This is a genomic window from Glutamicibacter creatinolyticus, assembly GCF_006094275.1.
GTDB classification, from domain to species: domain Bacteria; phylum Actinomycetota; class Actinomycetes; order Actinomycetales; family Micrococcaceae; genus Glutamicibacter; species Glutamicibacter creatinolyticus.
In genome coordinates this window covers 2448397-2466052 of sequence record NZ_CP034412.1, presented here as the reverse complement: position 1 = coordinate 2466052, position 17656 = coordinate 2448397, and the positions used below count along the sequence as shown (strand labels likewise).

Annotated in this window: 19 protein-coding genes; 11 read left to right on the top strand and 8 right to left on the bottom strand. The window is 66.8% G+C overall.

Going from position 1 to position 17656, the window contains the following annotated elements; genetic code table 11:
• Nucleotides 1-32: 32 nt before the first annotated feature.
• Nucleotides 33-797 (bottom strand): hypothetical protein, encoded by a 765-nt coding sequence (locus GcLGCM259_RS11340; protein WP_138926654.1) that lies wholly within the window; start codon nt 795-797, stop codon nt 33-35.
• 178 nt (nt 798-975) lie between these two features.
• On the opposite strand from GcLGCM259_RS11340, the gene GcLGCM259_RS11335 reads away from it, so the two are divergent.
• The 6 genes from GcLGCM259_RS11335 to GcLGCM259_RS11310 all read left to right on the top strand — a co-directional run bounded on the left by GcLGCM259_RS11335 (nt 976) and on the right by GcLGCM259_RS11310 (nt 6517).
• Nucleotides 976-1638: a histidine phosphatase family protein gene (locus tag GcLGCM259_RS11335; RefSeq protein WP_138926653.1), complete on the top strand. Its 663-nt coding sequence runs from the start codon at nt 976-978 to the stop codon at nt 1636-1638.
• A gap of 5 nt (nt 1639-1643) precedes the next feature.
• Nucleotides 1644-2264 carry a TlpA family protein disulfide reductase gene (locus GcLGCM259_RS11330; RefSeq protein ID WP_138926652.1) on the top strand — a complete coding sequence of 207 codons (621 nt, stop codon included), beginning with the start codon at nt 1644-1646 and terminating at the stop codon, nt 2262-2264.
• 8 nt (nt 2265-2272) lie between these two features.
• Nucleotides 2273-3028 carry a cytochrome c biogenesis CcdA family protein gene (locus tag GcLGCM259_RS11325; RefSeq protein ID WP_171021239.1) on the top strand — a complete coding sequence of 252 codons (756 nt, stop codon included), beginning with the start codon at nt 2273-2275 and terminating at the stop codon, nt 3026-3028.
• Nucleotides 3028-4773, top strand: a complete 1746-nt coding sequence (resB, locus tag GcLGCM259_RS11320; protein WP_138926651.1) for a cytochrome c biogenesis protein ResB — start codon at nt 3028-3030, stop codon at nt 4771-4773. Before GcLGCM259_RS11325 ends, resB begins: the two co-directional genes overlap by 1 nt.
• A 7-nt stretch (nt 4774-4780) precedes the next feature.
• Complete coding sequence (gene ccsB / locus GcLGCM259_RS11315; RefSeq protein ID WP_138927242.1) at nt 4781-5818, top strand: c-type cytochrome biogenesis protein CcsB; 1038 nt, start codon at nt 4781-4783, stop codon at nt 5816-5818.
• A 228-nt stretch (nt 5819-6046) separates the two neighbouring features.
• The gene (locus GcLGCM259_RS11310) at nt 6047-6517 is read left to right on the top strand and encodes a hemerythrin domain-containing protein (protein WP_246049545.1); all 471 of its coding nucleotides are present in this window, start codon (nt 6047-6049) and stop codon (nt 6515-6517) included.
• Between the two features lie 22 nt (nt 6518-6539).
• Here GcLGCM259_RS11310 and GcLGCM259_RS11305 read toward each other — a convergent pair whose 3' ends face one another.
• Nucleotides 6540-6950 (bottom strand): PLDc N-terminal domain-containing protein, encoded by a 411-nt coding sequence (locus tag GcLGCM259_RS11305; RefSeq protein ID WP_138176950.1) that lies wholly within the window; start codon nt 6948-6950, stop codon nt 6540-6542.
• A gap of 52 nt (nt 6951-7002) precedes the next feature.
• Between GcLGCM259_RS11305 and GcLGCM259_RS11300 the strand changes: the two genes are divergently transcribed.
• A complete protein-coding gene (locus tag GcLGCM259_RS11300) occupies nt 7003-7284 on the top strand; it encodes a DUF4229 domain-containing protein (protein WP_138176953.1) in 282 nt (93 codons plus the stop codon).
• A gap of 24 nt (nt 7285-7308) precedes the next feature.
• Here the strand turns inward: GcLGCM259_RS11300 and GcLGCM259_RS11295 are convergent, their stop codons facing one another.
• The 4 genes from GcLGCM259_RS11295 to GcLGCM259_RS11280 all read right to left on the bottom strand — a co-directional run bounded on the left by GcLGCM259_RS11295 (nt 7309) and on the right by GcLGCM259_RS11280 (nt 11920).
• Nucleotides 7309-8193: a 1,4-dihydroxy-2-naphthoate polyprenyltransferase gene (locus GcLGCM259_RS11295; RefSeq protein ID WP_138926649.1), complete on the bottom strand. Its 885-nt coding sequence runs from the start codon at nt 8191-8193 to the stop codon at nt 7309-7311.
• Nucleotides 8194-8273: 80 nt separating this feature from the next.
• Nucleotides 8274-9404 (bottom strand): AMP-binding protein, encoded by a 1131-nt coding sequence (locus tag GcLGCM259_RS11290; protein WP_138926648.1) that lies wholly within the window; start codon nt 9402-9404, stop codon nt 8274-8276.
• Between the two features lie 14 nt (nt 9405-9418).
• On the bottom strand, nt 9419-10390 hold the full coding sequence (locus tag GcLGCM259_RS11285; RefSeq protein WP_138176961.1) for a 1,4-dihydroxy-2-naphthoyl-CoA synthase: 972 nt from the start codon (nt 10388-10390) through the stop codon (nt 9419-9421).
• 186 nt (nt 10391-10576) lie between these two features.
• Nucleotides 10577-11920 carry an MFS transporter gene (locus GcLGCM259_RS11280; protein ID WP_246049544.1) on the bottom strand — a complete coding sequence of 448 codons (1344 nt, stop codon included), beginning with the start codon at nt 11918-11920 and terminating at the stop codon, nt 10577-10579.
• Between the two features lie 479 nt (nt 11921-12399).
• On the opposite strand from GcLGCM259_RS11280, the gene GcLGCM259_RS11275 reads away from it, so the two are divergent.
• From GcLGCM259_RS11275 to GcLGCM259_RS11265, 3 genes are read left to right on the top strand one after another with little or no spacing between them, the layout of a single operon-like run.
• Complete coding sequence (locus GcLGCM259_RS11275) at nt 12400-13623, top strand: thiolase family protein (protein WP_138176964.1); 1224 nt, start codon at nt 12400-12402, stop codon at nt 13621-13623.
• 5 nt (nt 13624-13628) lie between these two features.
• Complete coding sequence (locus tag GcLGCM259_RS11270; RefSeq protein WP_138926647.1) at nt 13629-14423, top strand: enoyl-CoA hydratase/isomerase family protein; 795 nt, start codon at nt 13629-13631, stop codon at nt 14421-14423.
• A 6-nt stretch (nt 14424-14429) separates the two neighbouring features.
• Nucleotides 14430-15290, top strand: a complete 861-nt coding sequence (locus tag GcLGCM259_RS11265) for a 3-hydroxyacyl-CoA dehydrogenase family protein (protein ID WP_138176970.1) — start codon at nt 14430-14432, stop codon at nt 15288-15290.
• A 92-nt stretch (nt 15291-15382) separates the two neighbouring features.
• Here GcLGCM259_RS11265 and GcLGCM259_RS11260 read toward each other — a convergent pair whose 3' ends face one another.
• Nucleotides 15383-16264 carry a serine protein kinase RIO gene (locus tag GcLGCM259_RS11260; RefSeq protein ID WP_175419409.1) on the bottom strand — a complete coding sequence of 294 codons (882 nt, stop codon included), beginning with the start codon at nt 16262-16264 and terminating at the stop codon, nt 15383-15385.
• 141 nt (nt 16265-16405) lie between these two features.
• Between GcLGCM259_RS11260 and GcLGCM259_RS11255 the strand changes: the two genes are divergently transcribed.
• Complete coding sequence (locus tag GcLGCM259_RS11255) at nt 16406-17152, top strand: tyrosine-protein phosphatase (protein WP_246049543.1); 747 nt, start codon at nt 16406-16408, stop codon at nt 17150-17152.
• Between the two features lie 35 nt (nt 17153-17187).
• Here the strand turns inward: GcLGCM259_RS11255 and GcLGCM259_RS11250 are convergent, their stop codons facing one another.
• The gene (locus GcLGCM259_RS11250) at nt 17188-17643 is read right to left on the bottom strand and encodes a hotdog fold thioesterase (protein WP_138926645.1); all 456 of its coding nucleotides are present in this window, start codon (nt 17641-17643) and stop codon (nt 17188-17190) included.
• Nucleotides 17644-17656: the final 13 nt, after the last annotated feature.

The window sequence follows — 17656 nt, the reverse complement described above, 5'->3', positions numbered from 1 at the left end:
TGGGGTTCGAAGGCTGGGTGAGCGGGTGTGGTCTAGCGGTAGCCGGCCTGCCGGGCGGCGCGGCGCTGGGCAATGTACTGGCTGGAGGGACGCAGCCAGGAGCACACGACGCCGGCGATGCCCAGCAGCACGCTGGCCACGTAGGCGCTGGTCAGCATTCCCACGTCCGCGGCATTGGCGTACATGGCGATGGTCGGCACCACGCTCAGCAGGCCCAGCAGCGACAGGGCGGCCAGGATGGTGGCGATGATGCGCATGGCGTTCACGCCGCGGCCAACGAAGAAGCCAACCAGGAAGTAGGCGATCAGGGTCAGGACAATCGAGACCATGGTGAAGGCGGTCATCGCCCCGGAGATCGCGTTCATCATCTGGTCGGGGTTCTCCAGCATCTGCTGCAGCTGCGGGTCATTGCCCAGGCTCGGATCCGCTTCCATCTGGCGGCGCAGTTCGGACTGGAACAGGTCCCACTCCGAACGGATGATGCCGGCGAAGAACTGGGTGCGGTCCAGCAGCCAGCTGCTCAGGGCCGAGACCACACCGGCGGCCAGGATCAGCCAGAACGCCAGCTGCAGGGTGCGGGGACGCTCTGCCGGGGGCTGCACCGGAGCGTACCCGCCGGCCGGCGGGTAGGCGTACTGCGGGGGCTGGGCATAGGGATTGGATTGTTGCGAAGGATCCGGCTGCCCGTACGGGTTGGAGCCGTACGCCGGGGGTTGGGGCGCCGCACCCCCGTAGGGGTTGTAGGGCGTGGAACCCTGCGGCTGGTCGCCGGGCTGGTTCGGGTCAGTGGAACTCATGGGAACTTCCTTCATGCGACTGCTGGATTATCTACCACAACCCTAGTGGATGGGGGTTTGCGCCGGACACCTCCGAAAGGATGGTTTTTGTATATGCGAATCCCATGCGCAGGCTGTGAAAACTTGAGTGTGGCCACAATCCGACGGTTTTCCCGAAAATCTTTGAGAGAATGAGTCCATGCCTAAATCGACCGTCCATTTGCTGCGCCATGGGGAAGTGCAGAACCCCGATCGCATCCTCTACGGGCGGATCCCCGGTTACGGGTTATCCGAACTGGGAATGGAAATGGCCGAACGCGCCGGAAAGTACTTCGGCGAGCAGGCCGCGGAGGGCGCGAAACTGGTGCGCCTGGTCGCCTCCCCGCTGCTGCGGGCCCAGCAAACCGCTGCCCCCACCGCCGCGGCCCTGGAGCTGCCGATCCTCACCGATGAGCGGGTCATCGAGGCCGGGAACCGTTTTGAGGGTTTGTCCCGCATTGCCAACCGCCTGCGGGAGCCGCGCTACTGGCCCTACATCATCAACCCGCTCAAGCCCTCCTGGGGCGAACCCTACAGCGAACAGGTCGATCGGATGCGCCTGGCCATGCAGGAGCACCGCAAGGCCGCGGTCGCCGAGGCCGGGGACGGCGCCGAGGTGGTCATCGTCTCCCACCAGCTGCCGATCTGGGTGACCCGCCGCGCCTCCCAGGGCCAGCGCCTGTGGCATGATCCGCGCCAGCGCGAATGCACGCTGACCTCGATCACCAGTTTTGAATTCTCGGACGACCAGTTGGTGAACCTGTCGTACCACGAACCGTGCGCCGACCTGCTGGCCGGTGCCGCAAACATCCCTGGAGCCTGACACCCATGACTGATTCGTCGAATCCCGCAGCACGCATCGGGCGGCGGAGCCTGTTGCGTTCGGCGTTCCTGGCCGCCGCGGTGATTCCGCTGGCCGCCTGCGCCACCGATGACCCGCTGGCCGAACAGGCCCGCAGCGGGGACAACAAGAACTACATCGCCGGGGACGGCGCGGTGGAGGAATACGCGGTCGAAAAGCGCACCGACCCGGTGCAGATCAGCGCCAGCACCTATCAGGGCACCAAGGTGGAGCTGGCCCAGTTCCAGGGCGCCCCGGTGGTCATGAACTTCTGGTACGCCGCCTGCGCCCCGTGCCGCATCGAGGCCCCACACCTGCGCAAGCTCAGCGAGGAATTCGGGGAAAAGGTCCATTTCTTGGGCGTGAACGTGCGTGATGAGAAGGAAGCGGCGCTGGCCTTCGAACGCACCTTCAAGATCCCCTATGAGTCCGTGCAGGACACCGACGGGAAGATCCAGCTGGCCATGACCCAGTACGTGCCGCTGCAGGCGGTGCCCACCACCCTGGTGCTCGACCGCCAGGGCCGGGTGCGCGCCCGGGTGATCGGTGCCGCGGAGGAAACCACCCTGCGTGCCCTGATCAAGTCTGGACTGAACGAGGAACTGTGAACCTGGCCGTGACGACCAACCAGTTTTCCCAGATCGCGCTGGACGGGTCGCTGTTTCTTGCCGGACCGGTGGCCCTGCTGGCCGGGCTGGTCTCCTTCCTCTCTCCCTGCGTGCTGCCGCTGGTTCCCGGGTATCTGGGATACGTCACCGGGCTGACCGGGGCGGATCTGCGTGAACACCGCCGCGGCCGGGTGTTGGCCGGGGTGCTGCTGTTCATCCTGGGGTTCTCGGTGGTGTTCATCTCCGCCGGCGTGCTCTTCAGCCAGGTGACCGCGTGGATGCGCTTCAACGGCGCCTGGGTGACCCAGCTGCTGGGCGTGGTGGTGATCATCATGGGCGTGGTGTTCATGGGCGGGATCTCCTTCCTGCAGCGCGACCGCAAGATCCACCGCCGGCCCCCGGCCGGGTTGTGGGGAGCCCCGGTGCTCGGGCTGACCTTCGGTCTGGGCTGGGCCCCGTGCATTGGCCCGACCCTCTCGGCGGTGCTGATCATGAGCACCGGCACCGACGCGAACGTGGCCCGCGGCGCGCTGCTGACCTTCTTCTACTGCCTCGGGCTGGGCGTGCCGTTCGTGCTGATCGCCCTGGGGATGCGCCGCGGCATGGGCACCTTGGACTTCTTCCGCCGGCACCAACTGGCGATCATGCGCTTTGGTGGCGGATTGCTGATTGCGCTGGGCATCGTCATGGCCACCGGCCTGTGGGGCAGCTGGGTGGCCGAATTGCAGAACTGGTTTGCCAATGAAGTGAGGTTGCCGATCTGATGGCACAACGCGATCACACCCCGCACCCGTCCGCACCTGCCGACGCACCCGGTACCGCCGGGAGCACCGCGGCCGGCCGCGGCACCGGCGGTGCCACCAAGACCCGCAAGGGCAAGGGCGGGAAAAACAACCGGGGCGATGCCCCGGCCCTGGGCCCGCTGGGCATGCTGCGCTGGATCTGGACCCAGCTGACTTCCATGCCCACCGCGCTGTTCCTGCTGCTGCTATTGGCGGTCGCCGCGGTGCCGGGCTCGATTTTCCCGCAGCGCCGGGTGAACCCGGAAATGGTGAACCAGTACTTCGTGGACAATCCGGACAGCGCGCCGTGGCTGGACCGGTTCCAGCTCTTTGACGTGTACTCCTCGGCGTGGTTCTCCGCGATCTACATTCTGCTGTTCATTTCGCTGGTCGGCTGCATCATCCCGCGCATCAAGAAGCACGCCAAGGCGCTGCGCACCCCGCCGCCGCGCACCCCCGCGCGCTTGAACCGGCTGCCGCAGTACACCCGCCTGGAAATTGCCGCCAGCGCCGGGCAGCTGCCCGGCGAGGACGAGGTCATCGCCACCGCCCACAAGATCCTCAAGCGCCGCGGCTACCGCGCCGAGGCCCGGGGGAGCGGGGCCGGGGCCTCGGTGGCCGCCGAACGCGGCTACACCCGTGAAATCGGCAACCTGACCTTCCACATCTCCCTGGTCGGCGTGCTGTTGTCCATGGCCCTGGGCGGGGCCTTCGGCTACGGGGGGCAGCGGGTCATCGTGGAGGGCGAGACGTTCGTGAACTCGCTGGTTTCCTACGACTCCTTCTCCCCGGGCACCTATTTTGATGCCGAGAACCTGGAACCGTATTCGGTGACCCTGGACAAGTTCGACATCCTCTTCGACCGGGAATCCGAAACCCACTTCGGCCAGCCGCTGGACTTCACCGCACACGTGACCACCCGGCGCTCCCCGGACGCGGAGCCGGAAAAGGAAGAGCTGAAGGTCAACCATCCGCTGCGCATCAACGGCGCGGATGTGTACCTGGTGGGCAACGGCTACGCCCCGGTGGTCACGGTGCGTGACGGCAACGGGGATGTGGCATTCTCCGGCCCGGTGGTTTCGGTGCCGCAGGACTCGGTGTACACCTCCCTGATGGTGGCCAAGGTCCCCGACGCCAAGCCCGAACAGCTGGGCTTCCAGGGATTCCTGCTGCCCACCGCGATGCTGGACGAGAACGGCTTTGGCATCTCCGGGGACCCCAACGCCATCAACCCGCAGCTGCACCTGAACTCCTACGCCGGGGATTTGGGCGTGGATGACGGGGTGCCGCAGAACGTGTACGTACTGGACACCGAGAAGATGACCGAGCTGAACTCGCGTTCCCAGGACGCCGGCGGCATCATCCTGGAAGCCGGGCAGACCTACGAATTGCCGGACAATGCCGGTAGCATCACCTTCGAGGACTTGAAGCGGTACATCGCGGTGGACATCAACGCCGACCCGGGCAAGCTGCCGATTGCGATCTTCGCCGGGCTGGCCCTGGTGGGGCTGGCGGTTTCGCTGTTCACCCCGCGCCGGCGCGTGTGGGTCAAGCTCACCGATGAGGGTGGGCAGCGCGGCATCGAGTTCGCGCTGCTGGCTCGCGGCGAGGACCCGCGGCTGGAAAACGAGGCCCGCGAACTGCGGCGCATCTTTGAGAAAACATGGCCGGTGGCTGATGAGCCGGATTCGGACGAGCAGGAACTAGGAGAAGACCGTGGGCACTAACAGCGCCTTGGAACCCATTAACGAGACCCTTGGGGTGTACAGCCAGCTGTTCATGCTGCTGTCGGCCATGGTGTACGCGGTCGCGTTCATCTTCTACGCACTGGATCTGGTGCAGTCGAACAAGACCATCGCCGAACTGGACGCCGCCGCCCTGCAAAGCGACCAGAAGTCGCTGGTGACCGCCGGCGTCCCGGGCGGCAAACCGCGGCGGACCAAGAACGCGCGCGCCGACCTGATGGGCGAGCACGTGGTCAACGACAAGATGACCTACACCGCCAGCTCCGCCAAACGCGGCATGGCCCGCATCGCCGTCGTGCTGACCTGGCTGGGCGTGCTGATGCACGGCTTCGCCGTGGTTTCCCGGGCGCTGGCCGCGAACCGGGTGCCCTGGGGCAACATGTACGAGTTCCTCACCACCGGTGCGTTCGTGGTCGCGGCCGTGTACGTGGTGGCACTGCTGCTGAAGGACCTGCGCTTCATGGGCACCTTCATCATCGGACTGGTGACCCTGATGCTGTGCGCGGCCACCATCGGCTTCCCCACCCCGGTTGGCCACCTGGTGCCGGCGCTGCAGAGCCCCTGGATTGTGATCCACGTGTCCATCGCGGTGCTGGCCTCGGCATTGTTCTCCATCAGCTTCGCCATGAACGTGCTGCAGCTGCTGCAGCACTCCCGGATGAACCGCCTGGCCGAGGGCAAGAACGACCGGCTGCCGTTCATGCGTCTGGTGCCCGGGGCCGGTGCCCTGGAGAACTTCGCCTACCGGATCAACACCATCGCGTTCGTGATGTGGACCTTCACCGTGATGGCCGGCGCCATCTGGGCCGAGGCGGCCTGGGGACGCTACTGGGGTTGGGACCCGAAGGAAGTATGGTCATTCGTGATCTGGGTGGTCTATGCCGGCTACCTGCACGCGCGCGCCACCGGTGGCTGGACCGGGCCGCGTTCGGCTTGGCTGTCGATCATCGGCTACGGTTGCGTGATCTTCAACTTTACGGTGGTCAACATCTACTTCAACGGCCTGCATTCCTACGCCGGAATCTAGTCCCGGCAGTACTCAGGGCGCCGACGCGGTCAACTGCGTCGGCGCCCTTTTTGTCTTCACCCTCCGCGGTGGCATCATCGGCGCGGGCTTGACCGTTCCCTGTTCTGGTTGACTTCCGCCCGGGCCGGGATGACGCTGGAGACAAGAAAGCCCCAGGCGACGCTGCCGCAGGCACGCGGCCTGGCCACCTATCGGTGGGCGGACTTGGGGCCGGGAAGGGGAACGACCATGAGCGGAGAGCAGCTGGCGGCGGCGCTGGAGGCCGAACACCGCCGGATTGATTCGGGGATTGAGGACTTCCTGGCCCGCCAAGCCACCGGTGCCCGGGCCCGGGAGTCCCTGGGGGCCGCCCTGGCGGCCCTGCGGCGGCACATTTACCTGGAGGAGGTGATCCTCTTCCCGTCGTTGCGTGGCGGGTCACTGGATATGGCCCTGTTCGTGATGGAGCGTGAGCACGGGCGGCTGTGGGACCTGCTGGACGCCCTGGATCAGCGCCAGGGGCAGTGGGGCGGGGCAGAAGCCCGCCAGCTGTGTCAGCGGCTGCTGCAGACGCTGGAGAAGCACAACGCGAAGGAAGAGCCCATCATCTACCCGCAGGCCGATGAGGGGCTGGAGGATGCCGCGGCACGCCGGCTGGGGGAGTTCTTGGCCACCGGGCAGATGCCCGAGGGGTGGCGGTGCGCCCGGGCCAGCGCCTAGGAGCAGCCCGCCGGGGTGGGGACTAGTTGTCCTTGGAGTTCGGATTGCCCGCAGAACCGTTGTGGTTGTGGTCCTCCGGATCGGTATGATCCTCACCGGATTCGGCTTCCTTGCGCTTGAGATCCGCCTCACGCTGGTTCAGTTCGGCTTCACGCTGCTGCTGGCGGCGCCACACCTCAAGCTGACGCAGGAAGTCCTCGTCGTCATCCGGCGCGTTGCTGCGCGGGGCGGCGGCCGGGGCCGAGAAGACGCCGGGACGACCCAGCACGTACCACAGTCCGGCGCCGATCAGCGGCAGCAGCAGGATCACCACGAGCCACGCCGCCTTGGGAAGCGAGCGCACCTGATGGCGGTCGGTGCGGGCACAGTCGATCAGGGTGTAGATCGTTACCGCAACGGCGACGAGTGCTGCGAAGATAATAAAGCGGACCATATACCTAGTCTAGTAAAAATACCTCGGCTTATTGCTCGGTAGACTGGACTATGTGCAGTTTCTAAAATACTCCGTGCTCCGCCTGGGGATCTTCCTCATCGTTTTCTTCGCGCTCTGGCAGCTGATGGGCTGGCCGATCTTTGTTGCCGCGCTGATCGGGCTGATCATCGCCTTTGCGGTCACCTACCTGTTCTTCAACAAGCTTCGGCTGGCCGCCGGGGCGGATGTGCAGCGGCTCTTTTCCCGCACCAGCAGCCGCAAGACCCCGAAGCAGCGGGCCGATGAGGACGTCGAGGACGCCTTCGACGAACAGCAGCGCCACGACGGCCAGTAGCCGAGGGCGTCACGCCCGGTGCTGCTAGCCCAGCAGCTGCAGCACGATGGCCAGGGTGAACAGCAGGGCGTAGGCCAGGTTCAGGATCCCGGTCTGCTTCAGCACCGGGACCAGCCGGGACGCGTCCGGCTGGCGCAGCATCAGCCAGCACGGGCGGATGGCCGCCAATGCGGTGGCCAGGATCAGCCACATCCACGGGTAGGTGGTGGTCAGCAGCACCGGCAGGATGATGGCGACCGCCACCATGGCCACATAGCTGATGCGGGCCAACTGGTCGCCCAGGCGCACCGCCAGGGTCAGTTTGCCCGCCGGCTTGTCGGTGGCGATGTCCCGCACGTTGTTGGCCATCAGCAGGGCGGTGCCGATCAGGCCGGTGCCCACCGCCCCGATCAGTGAGGCTTCGGTGATCCGCCCGATCTGGGTGTAGGTGGTGCCCATGGTCGCCACCAAGCCGAAGAAGATGAATACGTACACGTCACCCCAGCCGCGGTAGCCGTAGGGGTTGCGTCCACCGGTGTAGCCCCAGGCGGCGAAAATCGCCGCCACCCCGACCAGCAGCAGCGGCCAGGAGGCGGAGATGATCACCAGCACCAGCCCGGCCAGGGCGGCCAGCCCGAAGCATCCGAAGGCCGCGTTGCGCACCTGCCGGGGTTCGGCGGCCCCCGAGCCGGTCAGCCGCAGCGGGCCGACCCGGTCCGCGTCCGTGCCGCGGATGCCGTCGGAGTAGTCATTGGAATAGTTCACCCCGACCTGCAGCAGCAGGCCGACCAGCAGAGCCAGCAGGGCCCGAACCCAGTGCACTTCACCGGCAGCGCCGGCCGCGGCCGCCGTTCCGATCACCACCGGGGCGATGACGATCGGCAGGGTGCGCAGACGCGCTCCGGCAACCCACTGGGAGATGGAGGCCACGGGGGATTCCTTTCGGGAAGGGAAGACTGACCCTCTATTTTCGCCCGAAAACCCATTCGACGCGAATCCATGGGGCTGGGTCACATGGCGGAGAGCTGCTCAATCACCAGCCGGCGGTTGACCTTCCCGTTGGGCAGCAGCGGCAGGCCCTGCGGGTAGTGGCGCACCCGCTTGGGCACGGCCGGGGCTCCGAAGGTGCGCCGCACCGCCTCGAACGCCGGGGCGGTGTCGCTGGGGCCGCTGAACGCCAGACCCACCGCCTGGCCCCACTGCCCGTCGGGCACCGGAACCACCAGGCACTGGTCAAAGAACTCATCCAGCAGCCCCTCCACCTGCCCGGCCGAGAGCTTGATTCCACCGGTATTGATGACGTCATCCACCCGGCCGTGGATCTGCAGCTTGTTGTTCTCAATGCTGCCCAGGTCATCGGTCAGGTACCAGCGCCGGCCCTCGCGCAGCACAAAGTGCCGGGCGGTGGCCTGTGGATCGGCAAGATATCCGTCGGCCAGCATCGGGCCGCTGACCAGAATCCGCCCGTTTTCCTCCCGCAGGCTCACCCCGGGCAGGGCGGTGCCGTTGTAGACCAGCCCGCCGGCGGTCTCCGAGGACCCGTAGGTCTGGAAGATCTTCAGCCCCAGGTGCCGGGCGGCGGTGAGCAGGTCACGGCTGGCCCGTGCCCCGCCGAGCAGGATCGCGTCAAGGGACTTCAGGGCCGCGACGGTGCGCGGCGCCGGGTTATCCAGCAGCCGGGCCAACTGGGTGGGCACTAGGGAGGTGAGCTTGTTGGCCTCGGTGAGCTGCTCGGCGGCCTCGGTGAACTTCTGGGCGCTGAACCCGCCGTTCGTTTCCATGGCCACCGGGGTGGTGCCGGCAAACAGGGAACGGGTCAGCACGCTCAGCCCGGCGATGTAGTGCACCGGCAGGGCCAGCAGCCACTGGCCCTGCAGCCCCAGGAACTCGGCGGTGGCCTGCGAACTGGCGGCCATCGCCGCGGTGGACAGCACCGTGCGCTTGGCCCGCCCGGTGGAGCCGGAGGTGCGCACCACCAGCAGCGGATCGGTGAATCCCGGCAGCTGCTGGGGCTGCAGGTACTCCACGCGGGCGCCTTCGGGCGTCCCGGCGTCGGCGACCACCTCAATGGCCGGGCCGCCTTCATTGATGGCCCGGGACAGTGCGGTGTGCACCTGCTCGTGCAGCGAGTTCGGTTGCATTGCCTGGTCCGGCCCTAGAAGTAGTACGGGTAGTCGGCCCAGTTCGGTTCGCGTTTGCCCAGGAAGGCGTCGCGTCCCTCCACCGCCTCATCGGTCATGTAGGCCATGCGGGTCGCCTCCCCGGCGAAGACCTGTTGGCCGGCCAGCCCGTCATCGGCCAGGTTGAAGGCGAACTTGAGCATGCGCAGGGCCTGCGGGGACTGGCGGGCAATGTCGGCGGCGTACTGCAGGGCCACCTCTTCGAGCTGCTCGTGCTCCACCGCCTCGTTGACCGCGCCCATGCGCACCATGTCCTCGGCCGAGTATTCGCGGGCCAGGAAGAAGATTTCGCGGGCCGCCTTCTGCCCCACCTGGCGGGCCAGCAACGCCGAACCATAGCCGGCGTCGAAGGAACCCACGGTGGCGTCGGTCTGCTTGAACTTGCCGTGCTGCTTGGAGGCGATGCTCAGGTCCGAGACCACGTGCAGCGAATGCCCGCCACCGGCCGCCCAGCCGTTGACCACGGCAATGACCACCTTGGGCATGGTGCGCATCAGGCGCTGGACCTCAAGGATGTGCAGCCGCCCGGCGCGGGCCGGGTCGATGGATTCCCGGGTCTCACCTTCGGCGTAGCGGTAGCCGTCGCGGCCGCGGATGCGCTGGTCCCCGCCGGAGCAGAAGGAATGCCCGCCGTCCTTGGGGGAGGGGCCGTTGCCGGTGAGCAGGACCGTTGCCACGTCACTGGTCATCCGCGCATGATCCATGGCCCGGTAGAGCTCATCAACGGTATGCGGGCGGAAGGCGTTGCGCACCTCGGGGCGGTTGAAGGCGATGCGCACGGTGGGCAGGTCACGGACCACCGCCGCATTGGCGTCACGCTCCACCTGGCGGTGATAGGTGATGTCGGTGAAGTCGAACCCTTCAACCTCACGCCAGCGCTGGGCGTCAAAGATGTCGGAAACCTGCTCGGGCAGGGCGGAATTATTATGGCTACTCACCCTATGCATGCTAGTCCCTTCACCGCCGCGCGGGCATCTCGCGCGGGGCTCGGCGTGTGTCGCGCACGGTGCGGGGCGGCGGGGCCAAACAACACAGCCGCGGGGTGGGAACACGATCAAGCAGTCGTGTTCCCACCCCGCGGCTCGCCCTGCATGGGGCGTGGTCGTCCAGTGGGCCAGAGGCCCGGTGGGCGCCTAGGCCTGGGTTTCGGTGCGCGGCGGCACCTGGGCCAGGATGCCGGTGTCCAGGGCATCGGGGATCTCGGTGCCGCGCAGCGAAGCGCCGGCGGTTTCGGGCATGAAGCGGATGGCGACCATGCCGATGAGACAGGCGGCCATCATGTACACCGCCGGAATCAGCAGGAACCCGGTGGCGTCAATGAGCGCCTCGTTGGCCATCGCCGCGGTGCCGCCAAAGATGGCGGTGGCCACGTTGTAGGTGATCGCGAACCCGGCGAAGCGCACCTGGGAGGGGAACATCGCCGGGAAGGTGGCGGTGATGGTGGCCAGCTGCGGGATGTAGAGCAGGCCCAGCACTGCGAAGGCCACGATCGCCCAGGCGAAGCTTTGGCCCATCAGCCAGAACATCGGCAGGGCCAACACGAACAGGCCAATCACCGAGGTGTACCACATCGGCTTGCGGCCCACCTTGTCGGAAAGGGAACCGGCAAACGGGATCACGCCCATCATGGCGACCTCACCAATCAGGATGACCGCCAGCGAGGCGTTGGAGCTCAGCCCCAGCTGCTGTTCCAGGTAGGTGGGCATGTAGGTCAGCAGGGTGTAGTTGACCACGTTCAGCGCGATGACCAGGCCGGTCATCACCAGCATGGGGCGCCAGTATTCGCTGACCAGTTCCTTCAGCGAGCTGCCCTGCTCGACCTCGCCGGCCTCCTCCAGCTCCTGGAATACCGGGGTGTCCTCGATCTTGTTACGCAGGTACAGCCCGACCAGGCCCATGGGCAGGGCCAGGAAGAACGGGATGCGCCAGCCCCATGCCATCATGGCGTCCTCGGACAGCAGCAGCTGCATGCCCAGCATCACGGCAGTACCCAGGGCGAAGCCGCCCAGGGTGCCGAATTCCAGGAAGGAGCCGAAGAAGCCGCGCTTGCGGTCCGGGGCGTATTCGGCCATGAAGGTCGCCGCCCCGCCGTACTCGCCGCCGGTGGAGAATCCCTGGATCATGCGCAGCAGCACCAGCAGGACCGGTGCCAGCACGCCCACCTGCTGGAAGGTCGGCAGCGCACCGATCAGGAAGGTTGCCCCGGACATCATCAGGATGGTCAGGGCCAGGATTTTCTTGCGGCCCAGCTTGTCGCCCAGCGGGCCCCACACCAGCCCGCCCAGCGGGCGCACCAGGAAGGAGAGGGCGAAGGTGGCCAGGGCCATCAGGGTGCCGCCCTCGGAGGGGAAGAAGTGGGCAGTAATGTAGGTGACCGCCACGGCGTAGATGCCGTAGTCGAACCACTCGGTCAGGTTACCCATCGCCGATGCGGCCGTGGCCTTGCGGATCTCGCTGCGCCCGGCGGCAGTGTTCATGTCTGGGCCAATGTCCAGGTCCAGATCGGGAGTGAAATGTGGTGAATTATCGGAGTTATCTGGTTGGCTGCTTACCGGTGGCATTACTGCTCCGTCGTCGTTCAGCTTTCCGTCGACCGGATGCCCAAAACCGGTGCCCGCGGCACGGCCTTGGTAACGGTCCACGATCTGGAATCAGGTCCAGAGTCGGTCAAGCAGAAGAGACTACTTGGCGTTGCGGAAGATATCAAGGCTTTGACATGGAATTCTTTGCCTGTGGATTCGGATAAACCCCGTCTGACCTCACTAACTAGCCCTATACTGTTGCTTGGTTCACATTCGCGTTCTTGACCACCACATTGGCACAATGGGATTCTAATAGTGAACGAATGGTCGGTAAGTATTCAGGGGCGTTTCCCGCCCCTGTCCGGTCCGGCATTCCCAGCGTCCGGCCCGCACGGCGGGCGGGGCGCATCGGGCCAGCAGACAAAGGAGTTTTCATGACCGAGGCATTTTTGGTCGGTGGCGCGCGCACGCCCGTGGGCCGCTACGGAGGGGCGCTGAGTTCGGTGCGTCCGGATGACATGGCGGCGCTGACGATTCGCAGCGTCATCGAACAGGCCGGGATCGACCCCTCGGCCGTGGATGAGGTCATCTACGGCAACGCCAACGGTGCCGGGGAGGAAAACCGCAACGTGGCCCGCATGGCCTGGCTGCTGGCCGGGTACCCGGATACCGTACCGGGCATCACCGTCAATCGGCTGTGCGCCTCGGGCATGAGTGCCATCACCATGGCCAGCCACATGATCAAGGCCGGTGCGGCGGACATCGTCGTCGCCGGCGGGGTGGAATCAATGTCCCGCGCCCCGTGGGTCATGGAAAAGCCGACCAAGGCCTTCGCCAAGCCCGGCGCCACCTTCGACACCTCCATCGGCTGGCGCTTTACCAACCCGCGGTTCCTCTCCGGGGAACTGGCCCGCGAGGGCAAGGCCACGTACTCCATGCCCGAGACGGCCGAGGAAGTGGCCCGGGTCTACAACATCTCCCGCGAGGACTGCGACGAATTCGCCTACCAGTCCCACCAGAAGGCCATCGCCGCGATCCAGGCCGGGCGCTTTGCCGAGGAAATCGTGCCGGTGAGCGTCAAGACCCGTAAGGGCGAACACGTGGTGGACACCGACGAAGGCCCCCGCCCCGAAACCTCCCTGGACGCGCTGGCCGGGCTGCGTCCGGTGGTCAAGGGCGGCAGCGTGGTCACCGCCGGCAACGCCTCCTCCCTGAACGACGGCGCCTCGGCGATCCTGGTCGTCTCCGAACGGGCCATCGAACGCTTCGGGCTGACCCCGCGCGCCCGCATCATCGACGGCCAGGCCGCCGGCCTGGCCCCACAAATCATGGGCATGGGCCCGGTGCCGGCCACCAACAAGGTGCTCGAGCGCGCCGGAATCGGCATCGATGAGCTGGGAGCCATGGAAATCAACGAGGCCTTCGCCTCCCAGTCCCTGGCCAGCATGCGCGAACTGGGCGTGGACGCCGGAATCGTGAACAACGACGGCGGGGCCATCGCCCTGGGCCACCCGCTGGGTTCCAGCGGTTCGCGCATCGTGATCACCCTGCTGGGACGCATGGAACGCGAACTGAGCGGAACCGGGCGCAAGCTTGGCGTGGCCACGATGTGCGTGGGCGTGGGACAGGGCACCGCGCTTTTGGTTGAGGGGGTCTAGTCCCAGTGAGCCTGAATGCCACAGACTTCACCACCTTACAGATCAGCGAGCGCGAGGACCGGCTGTGGGTGCGCCTGCACCGACCCAAGGTGCGCAACGCCATCGACCAGGTGATGGTCGATGAGCTGCACGCGGTGTGCAGCCACCTGGAGGCCACCCCGAAGGTGCTGATCCTGGCCGGTACCCCCGGCCAGGAACCCAGCGAAGAGCACCCCAAGGGCGTCAAGGGAATCTTCGCCTCCGGAGCAGACATCGCCCAGCTGCGCGAACGCCGGCGTGATGATGCGCTGGCCGGGATCAACTCCACCATCTTTGACCGGATCGCCAAGCTGCCGATGCCGGTCATCGCGGCACTGGATGGCTACGCCCTGGGCGGGGGAGCGGAATTGGCCTACGCGGCGGACTTCCGCATCGGCACCGAGGCGCTGCGCATGGGCAACCCGGAAACCAACCTGGGAATCATGGCCGCCGCCGGGGCCACCTGGCGGCTGAAGGAACTGGTAGGTGAACCGATGGCCAAGGAGATCCTGCTGGCCGGCAAGGTGCTCACCGGCAGCCAGTGCCTGCAGGCCGGGCTGATCACCGAACTGCATGCCCCGCAGCAGCTGCAGGCCGCGGCGGACGCGCTCGCCGACAGGATTTGCGCCCAGGACCCGTTGGCGGTGCGGATCACCAAGGCCGTGTTCCACACCCCGCGTGAGGTGCACCCGGTGATCGACACCCTGGCCCAGGGGATGCTCTTTGAGTCCCAGGCCAAGTTTGACCGCATGCAGGCGTTTTTGGATCGAAAGAAGAAGTAGGCGACGATGAGCAATTCCCTTCCGGCAACAGTAGGCGTGCTGGGCGGCGGGCGCATGGGCGCCGGCATCGCCCATGCATTTTTGATCAGCGGCGCCCAGGTGCGCGTCATTGAACGCGACGAGGCCTCGGCGGCCGCCGCCCGCGAACGCGTCATGGGTTCGGTGGACAAGTCCCTGGCCCGCGGCACCCTGTCCGAGACCCGTGAGCAGCTCGGGGCCCGGCTGAGCGTGGGCACCGACTACCAGCAGTTTGCCGACTGCCAGCTGGTGGTCGAGGCCGTCCCGGAAATCTGGGACCTGAAGGTTTCCTCGCTGCAGGGTGTGGAAAAGGTCCTGGCACCCACGGCGGTGCTGGCCTCGAACACCTCCAGCCTTTCGGTCTCCGGGCTGGCCGGAGAGCTGTCCCGCCCCTCCCGCTTCCTGGGCCTGCACTTCTTCAACCCGGTCCCGGCCTCGACGCTGATCGAGGTGGTGATCGGCAAGCAGACCGACGCCGAACTGGTGGACCAGGCCCGCGGCTGGGTTGCCGCGCTGGGCAAGACCGCAGTGGTGGTCAATGACGCCCCCGGCTTCGCCTCCTCCCGCCTGGGAGTGGCCATCGCCCTGGAGGCGATGCGCATGGTCCAGGAGGGCGTGGCCAGCGCCGAGGACATCGACAACGCCATGGTGCTGGGGTACAAGCACCCGACCGGGCCGCTGAAGACCACCGACATTGTCGGCCTGGACGTGCGCCTGGGTATTGCCGAATACCTGCATCAGGAACTGGGGGAGCGCTTCGAGCCGCCGCAGATCCTGCGTGAGCTGGTGGCCGAGGGCAAGCTGGGACGCAAGAGCGGCCAGGGGTTCTACGACTGGTCCCAGGACTAGAAGAGCCCAGGACACCGGAAACGGTCCACCAGGGGCGTGCTGCCTACGGCGGCACGCCCCTGCGGCGCTTAACCGGTGCCCGCGAGCCGGATTTAGCTGAACATCACCGCCAGCAGGCTGGTGAACAGCGCGTCCGGATCACGCTCCAGGTTCTTCGAGGCGAACCAGGCGCACAGATTCACGCAGTCCCGGTGCAGGTAATCCAGGCCATTGGCGTTGCCGGCCAAATCCACGCACTGCGGCACGTCGATCACCACCAGGCGCCGGCCGGCGACCAGGAGGTTGTAGGCCGATAGGTCCCCATGGGCCAGGCCGGCCGCCGCGAACCCCTCCAGGATCCGCACGGCTTGGTCCCACAGCTGCGGCAGCCGCTCATCCTCCCGGCGCAGCTGCTGCAGGCGCGGGGCCGCCAGCTGCGGGTGTTGCGGGTCGCTGATGAATTCCAACAGCAGCTCGGTCCCATCGATCTGCACCGGGTAGGGAACCGGGATCCCGGCCTGGTGGCAAAGGGTGAGGTAGTGGAATTCGGCGGCGGCCCATTGTCCGGCGGCGACCTGGCGGCCGTAGCTGGAATTGTTGCTTACCGCGCGGTTATCCCGTGAACGCCGTGCGGCGCGGCCCTCGCTGTAGGCCTGGGAGCGGGTGAACTGCCGGTGTTCGCTGGCGCGGTAGCGTTTGGCGGCCAGCAGGACCCGCCGCTGCTCGGTGGCGCGTTCCAGCAGATGCACCTCGGCCTCCTTGCCGGACTTGATCAAGCCCAGCTCGGTGTCGATGGCGGCCGCCTCCTCGATCAGCCAGGAAGGATACGGGCGCGGGCCGCGCGCACCCTTCTCAATGCCGGTCCAGGTGGAGTGGCGTTGGCTGGCGGGCAGCGGTTCCGGGCCGGATTCATCCCAGCGCCACTGCCGGCGGCGGGTGGGTTCAAAAGGTTCGGCGGTGGGGTCTAATCGGTTTGTGGCAGAAGAGTGATACACAATCGGTCCTTGGAAAGACGGGATGGGGCATGGGGTGAAGTCAGAACAGCCATCGGGATCCCTCCTTGGAACAAATACCGATTGATGAAACTCAATCAGTTCATAGCGTAGCCTGAGGCGGCGTTGTGGTGCAATGGGAGCATGATGGAACCAGGGACCTACCGGCGCGGCGCCGGGGATGTGACGTGGGATGGATCGGTCAATGCCCGGCGCATTGCCGGCTCGGTCTACCGGATGGGCCGGCGCGAATGGCTGACCGAGGCCGGCTGGCGGCAGCTGCGGGAGTCCGGCGTGCGGCGGGTGCTGGATCTGCGCAATCCCGGGGAAAACAAGGCCCGGGCACTGGACCCGCGGGTGCGTCCCGATGCGCTGGAGGGCATCCGGGTGGTCAACCTGCCCCTGGAGGATGCCGGTAATGAGCGGTTCGCGGCCGTGGCCGTTCCGTACATGAACCACCCGTCGATGTATCGCCTGGTGTGCGAGGAGTTTCCCCACCGGCTGCGGGAGGTCTTCACCGAGCTTGCCGCGGGCGAGGGTGGGGTGGTGTTGCACTGCTCGGCGGGCCGGGACCGCACCGGATTGGTGGCCAGCCTGCTGCTGGCCCTGGCCGGGCGTGGCGATGAGGTGTTGGAGCAGGACGCCCTGGCGACCCGCGGCATCAATGAATGGCACCGGGTCAGCGGGTACCGCCACCCGCACGAAAGCCACCTGCCCGACGGAAAACTTACTCCGATCCTCGCCAGCCGGGCTTCCGCGCTCAAGGAGTTCATGCGCTGGGTGGGTGATCCGCAGGAGTTCCTGCTCCGCCTGGGCCTGTCCGAAGCCACGGTGCAGCGGCTGCGCCAGGTGGTGTCGCAGGCCCAGGCGGACTCCCGTCCTGGCCGCTAACCGCCGCCGGCGCCCCGGCCATTGGCGAGAGGCGTCTAGTGGGCGGGCCTGTCCACCACCAGGTTGGTGATGCGCAGGGTGCAGATCCGGCGGTCCTGGTCATCGGTGATGATGACCTCGTGGCTGGTGAGCCGCCGCCCCAGCTTGATCGGGGTGGCGGTGATGGTCACCTCGCCGCCGGTGGCCGAGCGGTGATGGGTGGCATTGACATCCACGCCGACCACCACCTTGCCGAAGGTCGAGGCGAACTTCACGGCGGCCCAGGAGCCCACCGCCTCGCCCACGGCCAGCGAGGCCCCGCCGTGCAGCAGGCCGAAGGACTGGGTGTTGCCGGCCACCGGCATGCGCGCCACGACGCGCTGCACGGATTCCTCGATGATCCGCACGCCCATCTTCTGATCCAGCTCGCCCAGTTCGATCGTCCAGGGCTCCAGCGCCTCGGGTTGGGGCGAGCCGGGCGCAGGGGTGGCGCGGGGCGCATTCTGTGACATGGCGGACCTTTCA